The 21,318-nt window shown below is 73.9% G+C and carries 21 protein-coding genes; 8 read left to right on the plus strand and 13 right to left on the minus strand.

The features are described 5' to 3' along the window. Nucleotides 1-18: 18 nt before the first annotated feature. Entirely contained in the window at nucleotides 19-978 is a 960-nt protein-coding gene (locus ABD999_RS03385) for a helix-turn-helix domain-containing protein (protein WP_271279176.1), read from the minus strand. Between the two features lie 72 nt (nucleotides 979-1,050). Between ABD999_RS03385 and ABD999_RS03390 the strand changes: the two genes are divergently transcribed. Further along, nucleotides 1,051-1,374: a cupin domain-containing protein gene (locus ABD999_RS03390; RefSeq protein WP_271279175.1), complete on the plus strand. Its 324-nt coding sequence runs from the start codon at nucleotides 1,051-1,053 to the stop codon at nucleotides 1,372-1,374. On the opposite strand, the gene ABD999_RS03395 is transcribed toward ABD999_RS03390, so the two are convergent. The 6 genes from ABD999_RS03395 to ABD999_RS03420 all read right to left on the minus strand — a co-directional run bounded on the left by ABD999_RS03395 (nucleotide 1,361) and on the right by ABD999_RS03420 (nucleotide 6,377). Continuing rightward, entirely contained in the window at nucleotides 1,361-2,083 is a 723-nt protein-coding gene (locus ABD999_RS03395; RefSeq protein ID WP_271279174.1) for a universal stress protein, read from the minus strand. The two genes, ABD999_RS03390 and ABD999_RS03395, sit on opposite strands and share 14 nt — an antisense overlap. Nucleotides 2,084-2,208: 125 nt before the next feature. Then, nucleotides 2,209-2,733, minus strand: a complete 525-nt coding sequence (locus ABD999_RS03400; protein WP_148031803.1) for a DoxX family membrane protein — start codon at nucleotides 2,731-2,733, stop codon at nucleotides 2,209-2,211. 199 nt (nucleotides 2,734-2,932) lie between these two features. Continuing rightward, nucleotides 2,933-3,346, minus strand: a complete 414-nt coding sequence (locus ABD999_RS03405; protein ID WP_148031804.1) for an Hsp20/alpha crystallin family protein — start codon at nucleotides 3,344-3,346, stop codon at nucleotides 2,933-2,935. Nucleotides 3,347-3,487: 141 nt separating this feature from the next. After that, nucleotides 3,488-4,138 carry a response regulator transcription factor gene (locus tag ABD999_RS03410; RefSeq protein ID WP_271279173.1) on the minus strand — a complete coding sequence of 217 codons (651 nt, stop codon included), beginning with the start codon at nucleotides 4,136-4,138 and terminating at the stop codon, nucleotides 3,488-3,490. After that, the gene (locus ABD999_RS03415) at nucleotides 4,135-5,400 is read right to left on the minus strand and encodes a sensor histidine kinase (RefSeq protein ID WP_271279172.1); all 1,266 of its coding nucleotides are present in this window, start codon (nucleotides 5,398-5,400) and stop codon (nucleotides 4,135-4,137) included. Before ABD999_RS03415 ends, ABD999_RS03410 begins: the two co-directional genes overlap by 4 nt. An 8-nt stretch (nucleotides 5,401-5,408) precedes the next feature. Then, nucleotides 5,409-6,377 carry a hypothetical protein gene (locus ABD999_RS03420; RefSeq protein ID WP_271279171.1) on the minus strand — a complete coding sequence of 323 codons (969 nt, stop codon included), beginning with the start codon at nucleotides 6,375-6,377 and terminating at the stop codon, nucleotides 5,409-5,411. A 209-nt stretch (nucleotides 6,378-6,586) separates the two neighbouring features. Here ABD999_RS03420 and ABD999_RS03425 point away from each other — a divergent pair, with 209 nt between their 5' ends. Further along, the gene (locus ABD999_RS03425; RefSeq protein WP_345482557.1) at nucleotides 6,587-9,778 is read left to right on the plus strand and encodes an ATP-binding protein; all 3,192 of its coding nucleotides are present in this window, start codon (nucleotides 6,587-6,589) and stop codon (nucleotides 9,776-9,778) included. Between the two features lies 1 nt (nucleotide 9,779). Here the strand turns inward: ABD999_RS03425 and ABD999_RS03430 are convergent, their stop codons facing one another. Beyond that, on the minus strand, nucleotides 9,780-10,346 hold the full coding sequence (locus ABD999_RS03430) for a dihydrofolate reductase family protein (RefSeq protein WP_148031807.1): 567 nt from the start codon (nucleotides 10,344-10,346) through the stop codon (nucleotides 9,780-9,782). A gap of 274 nt (nucleotides 10,347-10,620) precedes the next feature. On the opposite strand from ABD999_RS03430, the gene ABD999_RS03435 reads away from it, so the two are divergent. The 4 genes from ABD999_RS03435 (at nucleotide 10,621) to ABD999_RS03455 (ending at nucleotide 13,481) form a co-directional block, all read left to right on the plus strand. After that, nucleotides 10,621-10,752 carry a hypothetical protein gene (locus ABD999_RS03435; protein WP_271279415.1) on the plus strand — a complete coding sequence of 44 codons (132 nt, stop codon included), beginning with the start codon at nucleotides 10,621-10,623 and terminating at the stop codon, nucleotides 10,750-10,752. A gap of 169 nt (nucleotides 10,753-10,921) precedes the next feature. After that, nucleotides 10,922-11,155 carry a hypothetical protein gene (locus ABD999_RS03440; RefSeq protein ID WP_271279414.1) on the plus strand — a complete coding sequence of 78 codons (234 nt, stop codon included), beginning with the start codon at nucleotides 10,922-10,924 and terminating at the stop codon, nucleotides 11,153-11,155. A 225-nt stretch (nucleotides 11,156-11,380) separates the two neighbouring features. Continuing rightward, nucleotides 11,381-12,424 carry a zinc-dependent alcohol dehydrogenase family protein gene (locus ABD999_RS03450; RefSeq protein WP_271279413.1) on the plus strand — a complete coding sequence of 348 codons (1,044 nt, stop codon included), beginning with the start codon at nucleotides 11,381-11,383 and terminating at the stop codon, nucleotides 12,422-12,424. Nucleotides 12,425-12,596: 172 nt separating this feature from the next. After that, complete coding sequence (locus ABD999_RS03455; protein ID WP_271279412.1) at nucleotides 12,597-13,481, plus strand: GerMN domain-containing protein; 885 nt, start codon at nucleotides 12,597-12,599, stop codon at nucleotides 13,479-13,481. 19 nt (nucleotides 13,482-13,500) lie between these two features. On the opposite strand, the gene ABD999_RS03460 is transcribed toward ABD999_RS03455, so the two are convergent. The 4 genes from ABD999_RS03460 to ABD999_RS03475 all read right to left on the minus strand — a co-directional run bounded on the left by ABD999_RS03460 (nucleotide 13,501) and on the right by ABD999_RS03475 (nucleotide 17,807). Then, the gene (locus ABD999_RS03460) at nucleotides 13,501-15,078 is read right to left on the minus strand and encodes an ABC transporter permease (protein WP_271279411.1); all 1,578 of its coding nucleotides are present in this window, start codon (nucleotides 15,076-15,078) and stop codon (nucleotides 13,501-13,503) included. Next, nucleotides 15,075-15,977 carry an ABC transporter ATP-binding protein gene (locus ABD999_RS03465; RefSeq protein ID WP_271279410.1) on the minus strand — a complete coding sequence of 301 codons (903 nt, stop codon included), beginning with the start codon at nucleotides 15,975-15,977 and terminating at the stop codon, nucleotides 15,075-15,077. Before ABD999_RS03465 ends, ABD999_RS03460 begins: the two co-directional genes overlap by 4 nt. Continuing rightward, complete coding sequence (locus tag ABD999_RS03470; RefSeq protein ID WP_271279409.1) at nucleotides 15,965-16,204, minus strand: hypothetical protein; 240 nt, start codon at nucleotides 16,202-16,204, stop codon at nucleotides 15,965-15,967. Before ABD999_RS03470 ends, ABD999_RS03465 begins: the two co-directional genes overlap by 13 nt. Nucleotides 16,205-16,316: 112 nt before the next feature. After that, nucleotides 16,317-17,807 (minus strand): MFS transporter, encoded by a 1,491-nt coding sequence (locus ABD999_RS03475; protein WP_271279408.1) that lies wholly within the window; start codon nucleotides 17,805-17,807, stop codon nucleotides 16,317-16,319. Nucleotides 17,808-17,866: 59 nt separating this feature from the next. Here ABD999_RS03475 and ABD999_RS03480 point away from each other — a divergent pair, with 59 nt between their 5' ends. Then, nucleotides 17,867-20,011 carry an AfsR/SARP family transcriptional regulator gene (locus ABD999_RS03480; protein WP_271279407.1) on the plus strand — a complete coding sequence of 715 codons (2,145 nt, stop codon included), beginning with the start codon at nucleotides 17,867-17,869 and terminating at the stop codon, nucleotides 20,009-20,011. 164 nt (nucleotides 20,012-20,175) lie between these two features. Then, nucleotides 20,176-20,916 carry a DUF2249 domain-containing protein gene (locus ABD999_RS03485; RefSeq protein WP_148031814.1) on the plus strand — a complete coding sequence of 247 codons (741 nt, stop codon included), beginning with the start codon at nucleotides 20,176-20,178 and terminating at the stop codon, nucleotides 20,914-20,916. A gap of 51 nt (nucleotides 20,917-20,967) precedes the next feature. Here ABD999_RS03485 and ABD999_RS03490 read toward each other — a convergent pair whose 3' ends face one another. Next, nucleotides 20,968-21,150 carry a hypothetical protein gene (locus ABD999_RS03490; RefSeq protein ID WP_271279406.1) on the minus strand — a complete coding sequence of 61 codons (183 nt, stop codon included), beginning with the start codon at nucleotides 21,148-21,150 and terminating at the stop codon, nucleotides 20,968-20,970. Between the last annotated feature and the right edge of the window lie 168 nt (nucleotides 21,151-21,318).

The raw sequence follows: 21,318 nt of genomic DNA on the forward strand, positions 1-21,318 counted from the left end.
GACGCCGTCCACCGGTTTTCAGCGATCTCCGCGGTCACCGAAGGAGCGGCGGTAGGCGGCGGGAGTCGTACGCACCAGGGTGTGGAAGCGTCTGCGGAGGTTGGCGGCCGACGACAGGCCGACCCTGGTCGCGATCGTCTCCACGGGGAGGTCCGTCTCCTCCAGGAGGCTCCGGGCCGCCGCGACGCGCTGCTGGAGCAGCCAGCGGCCGGGGGTGACGCCGAGCTGCCCGGCGAACCGGCGGGCGAGCGTCCGGGGGGAGATGCCGGCCTGGGCGGCGAGGTCGCCGACGCCGAGCGGCTCGTGCAGCCGTTCGAGCGCCCAGTCGAGGACGAGGGCGAGCGACTCCGGCGGGTGGCCGTCGCGGTCCTGGGCGGCGTACTGGAGCTGGCCGCCCTCACGGTGCGGCGGCATGACCATGTGCCGGGCGATCCTGGCGGCGTGCGCGGCGCCGTGGTCGGCGCGGGCCAGGTGCAGGCACAGGTCGATGCCCGCGGCGGTGCCCGCGCTGGTGGCGACGTCGCCCAGGTCGATGTAGAGCGTGTCGGGCTCGACCTGGACATCGGGGAAGCGCGCGGCGAGGTCGGCGGCCATCCGCCAGTGGGTGGTGGCCCTGCGGTGGTCGAGCAGCCCCGCCTGGGCCAGGAGGAACGCGCCGGAGCAGATCGCGACGATGCGGGCGCCACGCCGGTGCGCCCGCCGCAGCGCGTCGATCACGGCGGGCGGCGCGGGGCGCTCGCGGTCCTGCCAGCCGGGGACGACCACCGTGTCCGCGGTCTCCAGTGCGGCCAGTCCCAGGCGTACGACCATGTCGTAGCCCGCCAGGGTCGGGACCGCGCCCGGCCGCTCCCCGCACACGGCGAACGCGTAGCGGGCGGGCAGCCCTGGGCGGCTCATGCCGAAGACCTCGGCGGCGCAGGCCAGCTCGAACGTGGACTGCGGCGGCAGCACCAGGGCGGCCACCCGGTGAACACTCATGGCAGAAAAGTACCCGAAGGCGTCATTCCAGACACTGGGCCGCCGGGGCCCGTCGTCGCGACGATGGGTCCCATGACGCGAGAGCCCGATGATGTTCAGGTCCTGCACGTGGACGAGGTCGAACCGGTCGAGGTGGTCCCCGGGATCGTCCGGCGGCGCCTGCCCGCCACGGAGTGGGCGCGCGGGTGGATGTACGACTTCGCCCCGGGGACGGAGTGGCCGGAGGACGACGTCCACGACGGGGAGGAGCGCTATTACGTGATCTCCGGAGAGTTCGTCGACCGGGGGCGGCGGCTCGGGCCGGGCAGCTACGTGGTGTTCGCGCCCGGCAGCACGCACCGTCCGCGCACCGAGACCGGCGCCCGCATGCTCGGCATCAGCATCATGACCCGCTGACCGGCTTCCGGCCGCCCACCACCGCCACGGGGCACGGGACGCGCCCCTGGAACACCCCCGCCACACCGGCGCGCGTGGCGTGCTCACGGCCGGCGACCACGAGAGAGGCGGACGCCCCGGCGGCGAGCGGCTCGGTGCGCACGCCCGGGTGGCGCGCCGCCTGCTCGGCGAGGTCCGCCGAGGCGGCGAGCGGCAACTGGCGCAGGGCGGCCTCCTCGAACGCGAACTCCAGGACGGCCGCGTCCGGCACCGGGTCGGCGACGACGATCGGCCCGGGGTTCGTCGTCACGGGCAACGGTCCCGGCCCCCGTACGACGACCACGGGGCAAGCGGCGTGGACGGCGACGTACTCGGCCACCGAGCCCACGACGGCCCTGGACAACGTGTTGAGCCCGCGCGATCCGACCACGACGAGCGCGGCGTGCTCGGAGAGCTCGACGAGGCGTTCGGCGGCGGATCCCTCGTGGAGGTCCGTCTCGACGCGTACGCCTGAGCTGGTCTGGCGGGCGCAGTCGGCGCCGTGCCACAGCACGTGCTCGGCCGCCTTGCGCAGGTGGGCCTTGGCCTCCTCCGCCGCCTGGCCGTAGGGCCACTGCCAGGCGTGGGCGACGGTCAGCGGCAGTTTTCTGAGCTCGGCCTCGTCCAGGGCCCAGTCGAGCGCCTGCACGGAGAAGTCCGAGCCGTCGTAGCCGAGCAGGATCTGGTTCATGTAACCATCGTCCCCCCGGTGACGGCACCTCAACGAGAGGCTTTCGTCCTCCTGACCAGGGTCTTCCAGCCGGGCATGCCGGCGCCCACCTCCGGCTGCCGGAGGTGGGCGCGGGATCGGTCGCGCTACTTCAGCCAGGCGGTGCGCCGCACGATCGGCAGGTTGCCCAGCCCCCAGGTGCGTCCGGCTTCGGCGAGCGCGAGACCGACGAGGACGATCGAGTAGATGATGTGATCGTCCATGAACGGGTTGTTGGCCAGGGGCAGCTCCGCCGCCCACATGAGCACCAGCATCGCGGTGCCGGCGCCCGCCGCGATCCGCGTGCCGACCCCGAGGACCAGCGCCAGGCCGACGCCGAGCAGACCGGCCATGAAGAGCCAGTCCACCCACGCCTGACCGGCCAGGCCCGAGAAGAGGCCGCCGAGCGCGTTCTCGCCCGTGCCCTTGAGGAACCCGGTCGTCGGGCTGCCGCCCGAGATCCAGGCCCGGTCGGCCGGAGTGGCGAACCCCCACCCGAAGGTCTTGTCCAGGAACGCCCACAGGAAGACCCAGCCGATCGAGATCCGGGCGACCGCCCAGACGTAGTCGACCGGGCGTCGCGCCTGCGCGGCGCCGGTTTCCCTGACGGGCCTGCTGACGGTGGCGTCCATGATGGCCCCCCTTCCGAAGGGTGATCGCCGTTTCCGTGTCACCCACAGCACACCGCATGCGCGGTCTCAGGAGCAGTGCCGTACGACTCCCGGCACGAGGACCTTCGTCCCGTCACCGCTCCCCCGGCGGACCGCTGCCGCGAGGCGGCGCGCGAAGGGCGCGGGCGGGGGACATCCCCGTCCGCGCCCGGTCGTGGCGTCAGTGCTCGACGGCGATCCGCCGGCCCTCGGCCTTCTTCTCCTCCTCCAGCCCCACGCTGATCTCCAGGACCCCGTCCTTGTAGACGGCCTTGACGTCGTCGGTCCTGGCCGTGGCCGGCAGCGTCACCGTCCGCGAGAGCGCCCCGTAGGCGAACTCGGAGCGGTGCGGCTCGGTGGCCCGGTGGGTCTTCTCAGCGCGGATGTGCAGCATGCCGCCGTCCACGGTGACCTCGATGTCCTCCTCGGGGTCGACCCCGGGGAGTTCGGCCCGCAGCACGTACCGATCATCGGCGATGTAGTCCTCGACCCGGACGAGCTGACCGAACGGGCGGAACCCGAACATCGGGTTCTCCACCCACTCCAGCAGCTCCGGGAACGGGAACCTGACATCTCTCCGCTCGGGCAGGTTCATGGCGGCCTCCTTCCGTGTCCCACGTCTCCAGGCCACACCCGGCACGACCGCGTAACCAGAGAAGGAGGTCCCGCGACGGCGGGACCATCGTCACCATTTACTCAGGGTCGGGAACGGTGCCTCCCCAGCGTCACCCGCCGGTCAGCCCTCACCCGGGGTGACGACACCGGATTCGTAGGCCAGCACCACCGCCTGGACGCGGTCGCGCAGCCCGAACTTCGTCAGGATGCGCCCGACATGCGTCTTGACCGTGGCCTCCGACAGGAACAGCTCGGCCCCGATCTCGGCGTTGGAGGCGCCCCTGGCCAGGCCGCGGAAGACCTCGCGCTCACGCTGCGTGAGCGCCCCGAGCACGGCCTCCGGGTCGGTGCCCGGCTTCGTCACGAGCTGCCGGACGAGACGCCGCGTCGTGGAGGGCGCGATGATCGAGTCGCCCCGGTGCACGTGCCGGATCGCGGCGATGATCTCCTCCCCCGGCGCGTCCTTCAGCATGAACCCGCTCGCGCCGGCCCGCAGCGCGGCCAGGGCGTGCTCGTCGAGGTCGAACGTCGTCAGCGCCAGCACCTTGGGCGGGTCGTCCAGCCGCTGGATCTCCCGGGTCGCGGCGACGCCGTCCATCCGGGGCATGCGGATGTCCATCACCACCACGTCGACGCGCCGCGACTCCAGCCCTTTCAGTGCTTCCAGGGCCTCCAGCCCGTCTCCGGCCTCGGCGGCGACCTCCATGTCGGGCTGGGACCTGACGACCATGGTCAGGCCGTTGCGCAGCAGCTCCTGGTCGTCGACGATCATGATCCTGATGATGGCAGACTCCTCGGCTCGTAGGGCACGGCGGCCGACAGTTCGAAGCCGGCCCCGGGGCGCCCGCCGGCCTCCAGGGTGCCTCCCACCATGCTGAGGCGTTCGCGCATCCCGGCCAGCCCGACGCCCGCCTCCGCTTCCGCGGGCCCGGCGCCGTCGTCCTTGATGGTGATGTGCAGGCCGTCCGGACGCCACGCGAGCGTCAGGTCGGCCGCGGCCACCGGCCCCGCGTGCTTGATGACGTTGGTCAGCCCTTCCTGGATGACGCGGTAGGCGGTCAGGTCGACGGCGGGGCGCAGCGGCCGGGCGTCCCCGACCTCTTGCACCGCGACGCGGACGCCTGTCGTGCGTACGTGGTCGAGCAGGTCGGAGAGGTCGCCGAGGCCCGGCTGCGGAGCGGTGCCGCCGTCGGCGCGGAGCACACCCAGCAGGCCGCGCATGTCGCGCAGGGCGTCGCGCCCGACGCCGGCGATGGTGGCGAACACGGCCGCGCCGGGCGAGCCCGGGCCGGACAGCCTGCCGCCCTCGGCCTGGCTGACCATGACGGCCAGCGAGTGCGACACCACGTCGTGCATCTCGCGGCTGATCCGGTCGCGCTCCGCCCGCGCCGCCTCGGCCCGCTCGCGCGCGCGGTCGGTCTCGGCGCGTTCGGCCTTCGCCCTGAGCTCGGCCAGGAACAACGCCCGGACCCGGCTGAGGCGGCCCAGCGACCACAGGCACGCCGTCACGGCGACCAGGCCGGCCGACAGCCCGATCCGCCAGGCGACCAGGTCGTAACCGCCCGACGAGCCTCCCCACGAGGCCGGGTCCCAGAACCGCGCCAGGACCAGGACCACCCCGGTCAGGGCGACGGCCAGGCAGGCCAGCCCGGGCAGCAGGTCCAGCCTGCTGGACACCGTGTAGATCAGCAGCCCGAACACCAGCGAGCTGGGCAGCAGCACCGCCGGGTAATAGGCGCCGGACGGGTCGTGCAGGGGCGGCAGCAGCACCAGCAGCAGCATCGCCGCGGCGGCCAGGCCGTACGCCGTCAGCGGGCGCAGGCGGCGCGCGACCACGCAGCCGTGCAGCACCAGCAGCCCGGCCCCCGCGAACAGGCGCAGGGAGAGCGGGCTGCCGGACGCTCTGAGCAGGCCGAACGAGACCAGGCCGAGGGGCACGGCGAGCAGGACGGCGAGCACGGCGTCGCCGCTCACCTGGTGCCGGCGGAGAAACGAGTCCACCGCGGCCTCGGCCGGAGACGGGGACTCTTTCACACCCGCCATTATGGTCGGCGGCCGTGCGCGGCGTTCCGGCGGCTGAGGTACGCCAGGGCGGCCACCGCCAGGGCCGCGCCCCACAGCGGCCACAGCATCTCCGGCAGCCAGGCGCCCAGCTCGTCGCCCGCCCCGGCCGGGCCGAGCCTCTCCCCGCCGAGTTTCTTGCGTACGTACATCAGTCCGGCGGACGTGATGGGCAGGGAGACGGCCAGCGCCGCGCAGGCGGGGAGGCGCGCCGGGACGGGCCGCCCGCGCAGGAACGGCACCCAGCGCGGCCAGACCTCCCCCCACGGCCGGACCAGGCCGAGGGTGAGGACCGCGCCGAGGAGCCCGACGGCCGCGAGGCCGGCGCCGATCGGCGTGATCTCGTCGATGTACGCCAGGAACTCGTCGCTGATGCCGACGGGGATCCCCAGCAGCCAGCCGAAGCGGGTGACGGCGTAGAAGACGGGGACGGCGACCGCGACGGCGACCGCGTACCGGCCGGCCCTGAGCGCGCCGGCGGCGCTGCCGGGCCGGTCGGCGAGCAGCGCCCGCGTCCCCAGGACCATGAGGCTGACGCCGGCCGCCGTCAGGATCAGCAGGTTGAGGCTCGGCCAGGTCAGCATGGACATGATCAGCGAGAACTCGGCCTGGCCGGCGAGCACGGCGACGAGCATCACCGGCAGGTACCCGGCCGTCATCATGATGCGCACGTCCGGCAGGAGCACCGCCAGGCCGGCTCCGGCAACGACGGCCACGACGGCGGCGGCCCGGGTGAGCCGGCCCCTGGCGGCGAGCACGGCGACGCCGCCGGCCACCAGCGCCGACACCGCCAGCACGCTCCCGCCGACCGCGGGCGCGAGCGGGTCGAGCAGGGTGTTGCCCGGGCCGGGACGCCCGGCGTCGAAGGGGTACCCGGGCCCGCCGAGCGCCCAGAGGAGGCCGAGGGCCAGATAGCTCACCGACCAGACAGCGATGATCAGGACAGACACCGCCGGACGGCGCCTTCGCGGTTGAGAGGTGTTCACCCGGCTCAATCTGCCGCCGCGGCGGCCTCCCGCACATCGTCGCCAGGTCGCGACGGGGTCATCCGGAGGTCTCGCCTCACGGCCGCTACCCGCGCACCACCCGCTGACCGGCGCGCGTGCCCCGCCGGCGGCTGGTACCTTGCGCGGCGGGGTTTCCGCGGCGGGAGGACGTCATGCGATTCGGGGTGCTGGGGCCGCTGGCCGTGTGGACCGATCACGGCGAGCCCGTCTCGATCCGGGGGCGCATGGTGCGGGCCCTGCTGGCAAACCTGCTGGTGCACGAGGGACGTCCGGTGTCGGCGGACCGGCTGGTCGAGGACCTGTGGGGCGGGGCGGCGCCGGCCGACCCCACGGCCGCACTCCACGTCCGGGTCTCCCAGCTGCGCCGGGCCCTGGCCGGCGCGGAGCCTGACGGCCGGAACCTGGTGGTGTCGCAGGCTCCCGGGTACGCGTTGCGCGCCGGGCCGGAGGCGGTGGACGCGGCGCGGTTCGCGGCCCTGACCGGGCGGGCGCGGGCTTCCGGCGATCCACGGGTGCGGGCGGGCCTGCTGGCCGAGGCGCTGGAGCTGTGGCGCGGTCCCGCGCTGGCCGACTTCGCCGACGAGGAGTTCGCCCGGGTGGCCGTGGCCAGGTGGGAGGAGCAGCGGCTGGCCACGCTGGAGTCCTGGGCGGAAGCCCGGCTGGAGCTGGGTGAGCACGGCGACCTGGTCGGCGGGCTGGGCGAGCAGGTCGCCGGGCATCCCTACCGGGAGCGGCTGCGGGCGGCCCACATGCGCGCCCTCTACCGGGCCGGCCGCGCGGGCGAGGCGCTCGACAGCTTCCAGGAGTTGCGGCGGGCGCTCGCCGGCGAGCTGGGCCTGGAGCCGGGCCCCGAGCTGGTGGCGTTGCAGCGGGCCATCCTCACCGGTGACCCGGCGGAGGACGCCCCCGTACCGGCACCGCGGTCGACCAGACCGACCACCAATCTCCCCGCGCCGGTGTCCGAGCTGGTCGGCCGCGACCCGGCCGTGCGGCGGGTGCGGGAGTCGCTGACCGCCGCCCGGCTGGTCACGCTCACCGGCCCCGGCGGGGTGGGCAAGACCAGCGTGGCGCTCGCCGTCGCGCGCGCCCTGGTCGAGACGTTCCCGGAAGGCGTGTGGCTGGTTGACCTGACCGCCTGGGACGGGCGGGGCGACCCGGCGGAGCTGGTTCTGTCGGTCCTGTCCATCCCCGACGCGCCCGGCGATCCGGGCCCGGCGGGCGAGCGGCTGGCGGCCGCCCTGCGCGGGCGGCGGACGCTGCTGGTCCTCGACAACTGCGAGCATGTCATCGAGCCCGTGGCCGAGCTGGTGGGGGCGTTGCTGCCGGCCGTGCCGGAGCTGCGGGTGCTGGCCACCAGCCGGGAGCCGCTGCGGCTGCGCGGCGAGGTCCGCCGGGATCTGCCGCCGCTGGACGTGCCCGACAGCGACGACCCCGCCCGGCTGGCGGACTCGCCCGCCGTGCGCCTGTTCCTGGCGCGGGCCGGGCTGGCCCCGGAGCCGGACACCGTCGCGGGGGTGGCCGAGGTGTGCCGGCGGCTGGACGGCATCCCGCTGGCGCTGGAGCTGGCCGCCACCCGGGCTCCGGCTCTGGGCGTGCGGGAGCTGGCGGCGCGCCTGCGCGTGCCAGGGGACCGGTTCGGGCTGCTCGGCTCCGGGCCGCGCGACGCGCCGGCCAGGCAGCGCACGCTCGCGGCGGTGATCGACTGGAGCTGGAGGCTGCTGACCGAGCCCGAGCAGGCCGTGCTGCGCCGGCTGGCCGTCCACCCGGGCGGGTGCACGCTGGCCGCGGCCGAGGCGGTGTGCCGCGGCGGCGTGGTCTCCGGCGGCGCGGTGCTGGATCTGGTGGCGGGGCTGGTGGACCGCTCGCTGGTGACCCGCGGGGAAGGGCCCCGGTTCCGGCTGCTGGAGTCGGTCTCCGCCTACTGCCTGGACCAGCTGGGCCGCAGCGGCGAGGAGGCGGAGCTGCGGCGCCGGCACGCCGGCCACTACCTGGCGCTGGCCGAAGAGGCCGGACCCCGGCTGCGCGGGCCGGGCCAGCGGGAGTGGCTGCGCCGGCTGGACGCCGAGGCCGCGAACATGCGGGCGGCCCTGGAGACCTTCCGGCACGAGGGCGCGGCCGAGCCGGCGCTGCGGCTCACCACGGCTCTGGTCTGGTACTGGTTCCTGCGGGGCCGGTTCGCGGAGGCGCGCCGGGCCCTGGAGGCGGCGCTGGCCGTGGCGGGCGACGCTCCCCCGGAGCTCCGGGCCCGGGCCAGCACCTGGCACCTGGGTCTCTCGATCCGCCTGGGACAGGCCGGGCCGGAGCGGGTGACGGAGACGCTGCGCGGGTTCCCCGAGACCGACCAGGCCGGACGGGCGCACGCCGCCTGGTTCCTGGCCGCGTCCATCATCGACTTCGGGGACGAGAAGACCACCGGCGAGCTGCTGGAGCCGGCGCTGGACACGTTCCGGGCGACCGGCGACCGGTGGGGCGAGGCAGCGGTGCTGAGCACCCGCGCGATGCTCGCGCACCTGCACGGCGACCAGGGCGCGCTGGAGCACGACGCCCGGCGCGGCGCGGCCCTGTTCGGCGACCTGGGTGACGACTGGGGGGTGCTCCAGGCCCGCGACTGGCTGATCGGCCTGGCCGACCTGACGGGCGACTGGGCGGAGGCGGCCCGGCTGGCGGAGGACGACCTGCGGATGGCCGAGGATCTGGGGCTGTGGTCCGACGTGGCCGGTCGGCAGGCCTGGCTGGCCTGGGTCCACGTCCAGACCGGGGACCCACTGCGTGCTCTCCACCACGCCGAGCAGGCCAAGCGGCTGGCCGCGGAGCTGGGTCAGCGCTCGGGTGAGGTGTTCGCCACCATCGGCCTGGCCTTCGCCGCCCGCCGGGCGGGCCGGCTCGACCTCGCCGAGGAGCACCTGCGCGGGCTGCTGGCCGAGGCCCGCGACCGGCAGGCCGGAGACGGCGACCCGCCGTACCTGTCGATGGTGCTGGTCGAGATGGGGCTGCTGGCCGGCGAGCGGGGCGAGCACGCCGCCGCGCTCCCCTGGCTCCGGCAGGGCTTCGACGCGTATCGCGACCAGGGCTCGGCCCGCGGCATGGCCTGGGCGATCGCGGGCATGGCCGCCGCGGCGGCGGCCGACGGGCGGCCCGGCGTGGCCGCGCGGTCGCTCGGCGCCGCCGCGGCCGCGTGGCGGGAATCCGGGCAGCCGCTGTCCGACTCCGAGCGCGACGAGCTGGCGAGGATCACCGGCGGGGTCGAGGCCGCGGAGCCCGGCTTCGCCGCCCTGTTCGCCGCCGGTGGCGGGCTCTCGCTGGAGCGGGCGCGCCGGCTGCTCGACGACGCCACGGGCACGTGACCTACTTGGGGACGTAGACGTGGACGACGATCCCCGAGCCGAACCGGTTCACCTCGGCCAGCTTGAGGTGGGTGGTGTCGAACCCCGCGCCCTCGAACAGGTGCTTGCCTGCCCCGACGACGACCGGGAAGTACCAGAAGTGGAACTCGTCGACCAGGCCGTGCTCCACCAGCGTGCGGTCCAGCTCTCCGGTGCCCCACTTGATGATGTTCTGTCCGGGCTGCTCCTTCAGCTTCGCGACCTCCTCGGCCACGTCGCCCCGGATGAGGGTGGCGTTCCAGGTGGTCTCGGTCAGGGTGCGCGAGGCCACGTACTTCGGCATCTTGTTCATGGCCTCGGCCTGCGGGCCGTCCTGCGCCGACCACGCCTCGGCGAATCCCTCGTAGGTCACCCGGCCCAGCAGCATGGCGTCCGCCGAGGCGGACAGGTTCGTGACGTAGCCGTGGTGCTCGTCGTCCCAGTACGGGTGGCCCCAGTGCTGGGGCTCGGCCCGTGACGCGGTGGAGGGGCGGGTGTCGTCGATGATGCCGTCCAGCGACACGAACGTCGACTCGATGAGCTTGCGCATGGTCTCACTCCTTGGTCAGCGTGCGCGGCCCGTGTGCCGCTCACCTGCTGATTCCAGGCTGCCGCCGGCCCCTTACCGTTTCCTTACCGGTACCGCCGGACGAGATCCGGCCGATCGAGGCTCTGCGCCTGCTCCAAGGGAGGTGGTGTCGGGCTGGAGTTCCAGCGCTCGTTCGCCTCCAACACGCTGCGTGGCGTGGCCCGCGACGCCGCCCACCTCGCCACGCCCTTGGCCGTCTACGCCGGCAAGGCCCTGGCGGCATACGGCTTCTGACGTGGAATCCCCTCGGGTCACGGTCGCTCCGGTGCTGCTCCTGACGGCGTACGGGCTGGTCATGTACGCCGTCTCCGGGCTCGCGCTCATCCCCTTGCGAAGAACCACCCACCTGCGAAAGGAACTCGCCTGATGAACACAGATCTGCCCGTCGTGGTGGTCGGCGCGGGCCCGGTCGGCCCGGCCGCCGCGGCGCCGTGGGTCGACCATGCGCTGCCCGCCCGCGGCTCGCTCGGCTCCGGCCTGCGGCTGCTGGTCGACCAGGGCCTGGTGGACCCGCCGCGAACGTCAAGATTCGAGCCGTGCGCGTACGACCGGGCGGAACCGGCCTCGAACTGGTCTCCCGGCAGGCCGGCGGCTCGGAACGGCGGCTCGCCGCGGACCGTGTCGTCGCGGCCGCCGGCACCACGCCATCGCCGCCGGACTCCGCCTGGACCTGGACCCGATCCTGGGCACCACCCGCCTGCCGGCCCCGCTCATCGACCCCGACGACCACTCCTGCGGCACCGTACGCCCGCACGGCGTGGACGAGCTGACCCATCCGGAGCCCGGCTCCTACGCCATCGGCATGAAGAGCTACGGTCGCGCCCCCGCCTTCCTGCTCGCCACCGGTTACGAACAGGCCCGCTCGGTGGTGGCCGCGCTGGACTTCCGGCGCGCTGACCCGTTCTCCCGGCGAAGGGTATCGCCCGGCGGGACCTTCGCCCCTACTCCCGCCCGCCCGCGGCCGGGAGCGTGGCAGGAAGGACAAGGAGGCTCCTATGAAGGCGATGACCTATCACGAGCCGGGCCGGCGCACCTGGGAAGAGGTCCCCGACCCGCAGCTCACCTCCCCGACGGACGCGATCGTACGAGTGGACGCCGTCACGATCTGCGGCACCGACCTGCACATACTCAAGGGCGACGTGCCCGCGGTCGAGCCGGGCAGAGTCCTCGGCCACGAAGCCGTCGGCACCGTCGTGGCGGCCGGCAGCGCGGTCACCGGCGTCGAGCAGGGCGACCGGGTCCTGGTCTCCTGCATCACGGCGTGCGGCCGCTGCCGCTACTGCCGCACCGGCATGTACGGACAGTGCCTGGGGGGCGGCGGCTGGATCCTCGGCCACCGCATCGACGGCACCCAGGCCGAGTACGTCCGCGTGCCGTACGCCGACACCTCCACCCATCTGCTGCCCGAGGCCGTGACCGACGAGGCGGCGCTCATGCTCGCCGACATCCTGCCCACCTCCTACGAGGTCGGCGTGCTCAACGGCCGGGTCCGGCCCGGCGACACCGTGGTCGTGGTCGGCGCCGGACCGATCGGCCTGGCCGCCATCACGACCGCGCGGCTGTTCACCCCCGGCCACATCATCGCCGTCGACCCCACCGCGACCCGGCTGGAGGCGGCCAAGAGGCTCGGCGCGGACCTTCTCGTGGGCTCCGGGGACGACCCCGAGGCCGCGGTCGCCGAGCTGACCGGCGGCCTGGGCGCCGACGTCGCCATCGAGGCGGTCGGCATCCCGGAGACCTTCGAGCTCTGCACCCGCCTCGTCCGCCCCGGCGCGCACCTCGCCAACGTCGGCGTCCACGGCGCGCCGGTCACCCTGCACCTCGAAGACCTGTGGATCCGCAACCTGACCATCACCACCGGCCTCGTCGACACCTACTCCACCCCGGCCCTGCTCGACATGGTCGCCGCCGGCCGGCTCGACCCGACCGTGTTCGTCACCCACCGCTACGCCCTGCACGACATGGAGGCCGCATACCAGACGTTCTCCGACCCGGCGGGCAGCGGGGCGCTGAAGGTCGTCCTGTCCCGCGACGCCTGAGGCGTGCGCAGTCCCGTACGAGGTCCGCGGCGCGGACCTCGTACGGGAGTTCCGGCACCATGACGGGCGCGCGCCGAAAGGCCTGGGGAGCGGGGACGTTCGCCGGTGTCGCGGGACGGCCGGAGGGTCCACCCTGGGATCAGGAGCACTCACAGGGAAGAAGATGATCGACATGCTCCCGATTCGTTCCCTCATCGCCACCACGATGGTGGCCACCACCACGGGCCTGCTCGCCGTACCGGCGCAGGCCGTCCAGCAGGCCACGCCCACGCTCGTCGGGATCCGGGCCGCGCACCACAACGGCCTGGACCGGCTGGTCTTCGAGTTCCGCGGGCGGGTGCCCGACCAGCGGGACGTCCGCTACGTGTCCAAGCTGATCGCCGACGGCTCCGGCCGGCGGGTGAACGCGGTGGGCAGCGCGCTGCTGCGGATCCGCTTCGCCGGGGCCGACGGCCACGACCGTAACGGCAAGGTCACCTACGGCCCGGCCAGCCGGACGTACGCGCTGCCCGGCCTCATCCAGGTCGTCAACACCGGCGACTTCGAGGCCGCCTTAACCTTCGGCGCGGGCCTGGCCTGGCGCGCGCCCTACCGGGTCTACACGCTCACCCGGCCGAGCCGTGTCGTCATCGACATCGCCACGCCCCATCGGACGGTGCCGGTACGTGCCCACTTCCTCGACACCGCCAGGTACGAGACCGGACGGGGGCCGCACACCACCGGCGTACGGCGGCCGGTGATTCCACCCGCCACCGCCCACGGCGCGCTGCAGCGGCTGTTCGCCGGTCCCACCCAGGCGGAGAAGGCGCACGGGCTGCGCTTCGTCAGCTCCAGGGCCACCGGCTTCAGCAGGCTCACCGTGAAGAACGGAGTCGCCAGGGTCTACCTGACCGGCCGGCTCACCAGCGGAGGGTCGGCGTTCACGGTCGCCGACCAGATCAGGCCGACGCTCAAGCAGTTCCCCTCCGTCAAGTGGGTGAAGATCTACGACGCCGGTGGCCACACGCAGCGGCCCTACGGCCCGTCCGACTCCGTCCCGGAGTCGCTGGAGCCGTGAGGCGGGCCCCCTGCGGCGATCATGGCGGCTGGAGCCGTCCGCCCGTCCTGCGCCGGGCTTCCACGACGGCGAGGGCCGCCATCCCGCCCAGGGTCCAGCACGTCACCATGGCGAGGTCCATCCACGGCCACGGCCGTCCCGCCAGCGCGGCGAGCACCGTGTGCGCCACGTGCTTGAGCGGGAAGACGTCCCCGGCGATGCGCAGCGCGCCGGGGAGTTCGCCCCCGATGACGAAGACGTCGGAGACGAAGGCCAGGGGGAGGAACGTGCCGAGGGTGATGGCGTTGACGGTCTGCTGCCTGCTCGCGAACGCCACCACGAGGGCTCCGAGCACGGTGAAGCACGCCGTGCCGAGGACGATCGCGGCGAGCATGCCGGCGAGCGCGCCGGGCCCGATCCTGACGCCGTGGCCGAGCGCGGCCACCAGCGCCAGCAGGACGGTGGTGGCCGCGGTCACCAGCAGTGCGGTGGCGAGGTGGCCGGTGTGATAAGCCCAGCGCGGCAGCGGGGTGCCGGCCAGCCGTTTGAGCACGCCGCGCTCGCGATCACCGGCGATCGTGTCGGAGATGTTCACGTACGAGGCCACGCCCACCGTGTAGGTGATCATCGCGGCGAGCATGAACACCGGCAGCCGCACCCCCGAGACCCGGGCGCCGGCGAAGATCAGTGAGATCAGCGCGAGCAGCAGGACCGGCAGGATCACCGTGAAGAACGCCGTGGACAGGTCCCTGCGCAACCGGACCAGCGCGTGCGTGACCTGATCGGTCACCAGCCGCCATCGCGCGGGGCGCCCCTGCCGCAGGGGACGCCGGTTCCGCGCCGCCCTCGCGGTCTGGGCATGAGCCTGGGGCCGTTCCCAGCGGAAGCGCCAGACGGCCGCCACGGCGCCGCCGGCACCCCATGCCGCCAGCACCGCCAGGTGGCCGGCCTGGAAGCCCGCTCCGGTGAGTAACGGGTTCATGGCGTCGCGGACGGCGTGCGCGAAGTGCCGCAAGGGGAAGACCCAGCCCACGACGTCCAGCCAGGCGGGCGGCCGGGCGCCGACGAGGATGACGTCGGAGATGAACGCCAGCGCCAGCAGCAGGCCGGTGCCGAGTAACTGCACCGCCGCCGCGTTGCGCAGCAGCGCCACCATCGCGAAGCCGAGCGCGGTGAAGCAGGCCGCCCCGAGCAGCAGGGTGAGCAGCAGAGCGGGCAGCGTGCGCCAGACCAGCTGAGTGCCGTAGAAGAGTCCGCCGACGGTGAGCAGCACGGCCACCGTCGTGGCCGCGACCGCCAGCGACGCCCCTGTCAGCCCGGCGAGCACCGCCGAGGCCGGCACCGGCGTGCCGTGCAGCCGCTTGAGCCAGCCGCGGTCACGCAGATCCGCCAGGCGGATGGCGAGCGCGCCGAAGCAGCCCTGGGCGACGCCGAACACGGCCATGACGGGGATCACGAACTGCATGACGCGCACGTCCGTACCGGGCTGGACGACCTGGTTCCCCACCGCCGCCCCGACGATCACCGTCATCAGCAGGGGCATCGCGACGGTGAAGAAGGCCGCCATCGGGGTGCGGACGAAGGAGAGGGTCTCGTGCCGGACCAGCCGCCCGATCATGATGGCGCCTCGCCGACTAAGTCGAGATAGACGTCCTCCAGCGACGGCCGGGACAGGGTCAGCGAGGTCAGTTCGGTGCCGCGCTCCAGCGACCAGCCGGTCAGCGCGTGCAGGTCATGGGCGGGCCGCGCGGTCTCGACCGACACCGCCGCGCCACGCACCTCGACGCGGCCGGTGAGCGGTGGCAGGTCGGCTGCGGCCGTGCCCTCGGGCAGGAGGAAGGACAGCACGCTGGCCCGCTCGGCCGCGATGAGGGTGTCCGGCGCGCCGCAGGCGGCCAACCGGCCCGCGCGCAGCACCGCGACCCTGTCGGCGAGGTGCTGGGCCTCGTCCATGTAGTGGGTGGTGAGCAGGATCGTCGTGCCGAGCGAACGCAGGCCGTCGATCAGTTCCCACGCGTGATGGCGGGCCGACGGGTCGAAGCCGGTGGTCGGCTCGTCCAGGAACAGCACGTCCGGGCGCCCGACCAGGCCGAGCGCCAGGTCCAGCCGGCGCCGCTGCCCACCGGACAGCGTCCGCACGCGGGCGTCGCGCTTGTCCTGAAGCCCGACCTGCTCGACAACCTCGTCAGGATCGCGTGGGCGCGGGTAGAAGCCTGCGTACAGCCGCACCAGCTCGAAGACGGAGAACTCCTCCTCGAAGCCGGCCTCCTGCAGGACGATCCCGATGTGCTCGCGGTAGGCCCGGCCGCCGGTGGCCGGATCGAAGCCCAGCACCGACACGTGACCGGCGTCGCGCCCGCGGTGCCCTTCCAGGATCTCCACCGTGGTGGTCTTGCCCGCGCCGTTCGGTCCGAGCAGCGCGAACACCTCTCCCCGTTCGACGGTGAAGCTCACCCCGTCGACGGCCTTCACCGTCCCGTACTGTTTGCGCAGTCCCTCGACCATCACCGCTGACATGCCGGCTCCTCCATCCGCTGGGCCATCTCCACGAGCCGGTCGGCACAGCCCCATGCGTTGTCGTAGCAGCCCAAGACCTTGACCAGGTCGCCGCCGGACCGGGTGAGACCGGAGTCGACCACGCAGGGGGCGGCATCGCCGATGATGTCGCGGGAGACGAGCGGGTCGGTGCTGGAGCGCAGGATGGCGCGGCCGATCCTGCCGAACCCGTTGATTCCGATTCTCATGCCCTCATCGTCCGGCGATCCCGGCTCGTGGGTCAGAGGCCACGGTCCCGCGATGGGACGGACCTTCGCCCCTCGTCCCGGCGGGCCGTCATCCCGCTTCCGGCGGCAGTGCTTACCGGTCCCCGCCGATCGGGCGGAGATGCCTCAGCAAGGTCATGGCGGTCACGGCCAGGCCGAGCACGAGCACCCCGCTCAGGGCCGTGACGACGAGCAGCCCCTGGGTGAAGGCGGCCTGCGCCTCCGCCACCAGGTCCGCGGCCTGTCCCGGCGGCAGCGCGGCTGCGGCGGTCAGCGCCTCGCCGAGCGAGCCGCCCGCGTGCGGCGAGGTGACCGTGCCACCGTAGACGGCGGTGCCGACGCTGCCGAGCAGCGCGATGCCGAGCGCGATGCCCAGCTCGCCGCCGCACTCGGCCATCGCCGACGCGGACCCGGACCGCTCCGGCGGCGCCGCTCCGACGATGAAGCCGAGCCCCAGCGCGCCCACGGGCGCCATGCCGAGGAAGGCGATCGTGACACCCGCGATCAGCGTGCCGAGGCCGTCGCCCGCCACGACGACGGCGAACCCGGCGGCGGACACGACCAGCCCGGCCCCGACGACGAGGCCCGGCCGGAACACGCCCGCGACGAGCGGCGCCGCGAGCGACCCCGCGACCAGGCCGAGAGCGGGGACGGCCATCCACAGGCCCGCGGCCAGCGGCGAGAGGCCCTCGACGAGCTGCAGGTGCTGGCTCACGAACAGGTAGACGCCGCCCTGCAGCACCATGGCCAGCGCCAGGATCAGCAGGGCCGCGCTGAACGAGCGGTCGCCGAACAGGCGCAGGTCCACCAGCGGCTCCGCCAGCCGGCGCTGCCGCCGGACGAACGCCCAGCCGAACGCCAGGCCGACGCCGAGGGCCGCGTACGCCACCGGCTGCCCCGGGTCGTCGGCCAGCTCCTTCAGTCCGTGGACGAGCGGCAGGATCGCGGCCAGCGACATCGCCACGCTGGCCAGGTCGAGCCTGCCGGAGCCCTCGGCCCTGGTCTCCGGCAGCAAAACCAAGCCACCCACCAGGACGGCCACCATGATCGGCACCCCCATCAGGAACACCGAGCCCCACCAGAAGTGCTCCAGGAGCACCCCGCCGATCACCGGCCCGGCCGCCGCCCCGCCCATGAAGCAGGCGGTGAACACGCCGATGGCCAGGGCGCGCCGCCTGGCGTCCGCGAACAGCCCGGCCACCAGCGCCAGCGCGGACGGCCCGATCGTGGCGCCCGCGATCCCCAGCAGCACGCGGGCGCCGATCAGCATCACGGTCGTGGTGGAGTACGCGGCCACGAGCGAGGCGGCGGCGAACGCGGCCGCACCGATCAGCAGCAGCCTGCGCCGGCCGATCCGGTCGCCGATCGAGCCCATGGTGATGATGAATCCGGCGATCATGAACCCGTACACGTCGGTGATCCACAGCAGCTCGGTGGCGCTGGGGTTCAGGTCGGCGGCCAGGTGAGGCAGCGCGAGCATCAGCACCGTGTTGTCCACGGCGAGCAGGAGCGTGGCAAGGGCGAGCACGAGCAGCCCCAGCCACGCCCGCGCCCCGGTCCTGGGGGAAGTCGTGGTGGTCGTCATGCGATCAGCCTGGAGGGCGGACGTTCGGGTCCTGTTCGGAACTGCTTAGGGTGAGATCCATGCGCTTCGCCGTACTCGGGCCGCTCGAGGTGATCGCCGACGACGGGCGTGCCGTGCGCGTGCCCGAGCTCAAGGTACGGGCGCTCCTGGCCTGCCTGCTCGCCGGAGACGGGCAGGTCGTGGCCGCCGACCGGCTGATCGAGAACCTGTGGGGGCCGGAGCCGCCGGGCAACCCGCTGGGCGCGCTGCGCGCCAAGGCGTCGCAGCTGCGCAGGGCGCTGGACGAGGCGGAGGCGGGTGCCAGGGAGCTGATCGTCACGCGGTCGCCGGGCTACCTGGTCGGCGGCGACACCGACGCCCGCCGCTTCCGCGAGGCCGCCGGCCGGGCCGGGGCCGCCGGGGACCCCCGGGAGAGAGCCGCCCTGCTGGCCGAGGCGCTGTCGTGGTGGCGCGGCCCGGCCTTCGCCGGCTTCCCCGGCGAACCGCTCGTGCGGGGGGCCGCGGCCCGGCTGGAGGAGCAGCGGCTGACGGCTCTGGAGGACTACGCCGACGTACGGCTGGCTCTCGGGCAGGACTCGTCCCAGATCGGCGAGCTGGCCGAACTGGCCGCCCAGCACCCCACGAGGGAACGCTTCCACGGCCTGCTCATGCGCGCCCTCTACCGTTCGGGGCGGCAGGCCGAGGCGCTGGAGGTCTACCGGTCCCTGCGTGAGCGCGTCCGCGACGAACTGGGCCTCGACCCTGGCCCCGAGCTCGCCGCTCTCCACCAGGCGATCCTGGAGCAGAGCCCCGGCCTGCGCCGCCCGGCGGTCGTCCCGGCGCCCGCCCCCACCCGGCTGCCCGAACCGCTCACCGAGCTCGTGGGCCGCGACGAGGCCCTCGACGAACTGGCCGCGCTGCCACCCACGACCCGGCTCGTGACGCTCACCGGCACGGCCGGCGTCGGCAAGAGCCGCCTCGCCCTGGCGGCCGCCCACCGGCTCGCCGGCGACTTCCCCGGCGGCGCGTACCTGGTGGAACTGTCATCGGTCACCGCGGGCCCGGACGTGGCCGAAACCATCGCGACGACACTCGGCGTACGCGACGACGGCGGCGCGGGGGCGGCACCCGGCATGATCGGCGGCGGCGCGAGCGGGACCGTGCCCGGGATGATCAGCGGCGGCGCGGGCGCGACCGTGCCGGGGGTGCCCGGCGGAATGGGGGAGTCGATCGCCGCGGCTTTCGGCGATCGCCGGGCTCTGCTGGTGCTCGACAACTGCGAGCATGTGGTGGAGGCGGTGGCCGAGCTTGTGGAGCGGCTGCTGCGCGGTGGGTCCGGGCTGTGTGTGATCGCCACCAGCCGGGAGCCTCTGGGCGTGACCGGCGAAGTGGTGCAGGAGGTGCCGCCGCTGGACGTATGGGCGGCGATGCGGCTGTTCGCCGCCCGGGCCGCAGACGCGCAGCCGGGTTTCGCGCTGACGGCCGGGGACGCCGACGCCGCCGAGGTGATCTGCCGCCGCCTCGACGGCATCCCGCTGGCGCTGGAGCTGGCCGCCGCCCGGACGCGTTCGCTGGGCGTGGCGGCCCTGGCGGCGCGGCTGGACGACCGCTTCCGGCTGCTGTCGGCGGGACGCCGGACCGGCCCCGCCCACCAGCGGACCCTCAGGGCGGCACTCGACTGGAGCTGGGAGCTGCTCACCGAGCCCGAACGCGTGGTGCTGCGCCGCCTGGCCGTCCAGGTGGGCGGCTGCACGCTGGAGGCCGCCGAGCGGGTCTGCGCCGTGCCTCTGCCGATCGAGGGAGCGCTGCCCGCCTGCGGGTCGGACCTCGCGCCGGACGACGTCGCCGACCTGCTGGCCCGGCTGGTGGACCGGTCGCTGATCGTACGGTCGGGCGACAGGTACCGGTTGCTGGAGTCCGTGGCCGCGTACGGGCTGGAGCGCCTGCGCGAGGCAGGCGAGCACGACCGCGTCCTGAGCTGGTACGCCACCTACTACACCCAGCTCGCCGAGTGCGCGGAGTCGTACCGGAGCGGGCCCGCGCGGCACCGCTGGATCCGGCGGCTGGACGCCGAGGCCGCCAACCTGCGCGGCGCGCTGGATGCCGCCATGAGCCTGGGCGACACGCGGCTGACCGAGCGGTTCACCGCCTCGCTCGGCTGGTACTGGGTGCAGGCCGGCCGGTTGACCGAGGAGCCGGGCCTGCGTGACCTGCAGGCTACGTGAGCCGTCGCCCGCCAGAGGCGAAGGGCCCGGAAACCGGGGTCCTAGTGCCCGCCCGGCCGGTGACTTGTAGCCGGTGACACCGGCCGGAACCGCGGCCTAGCGTTTCAGCATGCCGAGTACGCGCGGCCGCGCCCCGTTGCTCACCCGACAGAAAGGCTGAACCCATGACCGCATCCACGGACCGCGGCACTCAGGACGGTGTGCTGGCGACGATCCGCGCCCACCACGACCAGCTCGGCCGGACCATGTCCGACCACGCGCTCACCATCAGCCGCTCGATCGACCGTCTGGCGTCGCCCGCGGCCCGGCGCGGGGTGCTGGTCGACTTCTGCAACCAGGAGGTGCTCCCGCACGCCATGGCGGAGGAGGAGACGGTGTACCGCGTCGCCGCCGACCTGCCCAGGACCAGGCTGCTGGTGCGGGCGATGCACGACGAGCACCTGACGCTGCGCGAGCTGGTCGGCGACCTCGCCTCGGCCGGCTCCCCGGGAGAGATCTCCGCCGCCGCCACGGCGCTGAACGCCGTCTTCCAGAGCCACGTGGAGAAGGAGAACGAGATCCTGCTGCCCGCGCTGGCGGACGCGGGAGTCGACCTCGCCGCCCTGCTCAAGGGCATGCAGGAGGTCCTCGGCGGCGAGCCGGACACCGTCGAGGCCGTCGAGGAGGAGCGGGCCCCGGCCGAGTCGCCGGAGCTCGACGTGCGCCGGCTGGTCCCGGCGCAGCGCCACGAGCAGATCTTCGCCACGTTCGGCGAACTGACCGCGCGTACGGCGTTCGTGCTGGTCAACGACCATGACCCGAAACCGCTCTACTACCAGTTCGCCGCCGAGCACCCCGGCGAGTTCACCTGGGAGTACCTCGAGTCGGGACCGACTGTCTGGAAGGTCCGCATCGGCCGTCCCTGACCACAAGGCCCGGCCACCTCGGCCAGAGCGCCACAAGGGCTGCCGTGATGGTCAAGAGCCGGTCGCGGCCGGCTCGATCCGGACCGTGACCCGTTCGCCCGCTTCGGCGTGCCCGTCCAGGCCGGTCGCGTCCGTCAGCCGCACGGTCAACGCCAAAATCGCGGCGAACTGCCGCGACGGCGGCGGGTCGATCAAAGTGACGGCCTGGTCGCCGAGCCACAGCACGACCGGCATCCCTCAGAGCGACGCTCGCCGAATTCGACGGCGGCCTGGGCGAACACCCGGCCATCCTAAGTGCGCGAATTCCTCACCTCCCGGCGCGCCAAGATCACTCCCGAGCGTGCCGGGATGAGCGTGAAGTATGCCGGGATGAGCGTGAAGTATTACGCCAAGCTCGAACGC

Source organism: Nonomuraea ferruginea (genome assembly GCF_039540635.1).
Classification (GTDB): Bacteria; Actinomycetota; Actinomycetes; order Streptosporangiales; family Streptosporangiaceae; genus Nonomuraea; species Nonomuraea ferruginea.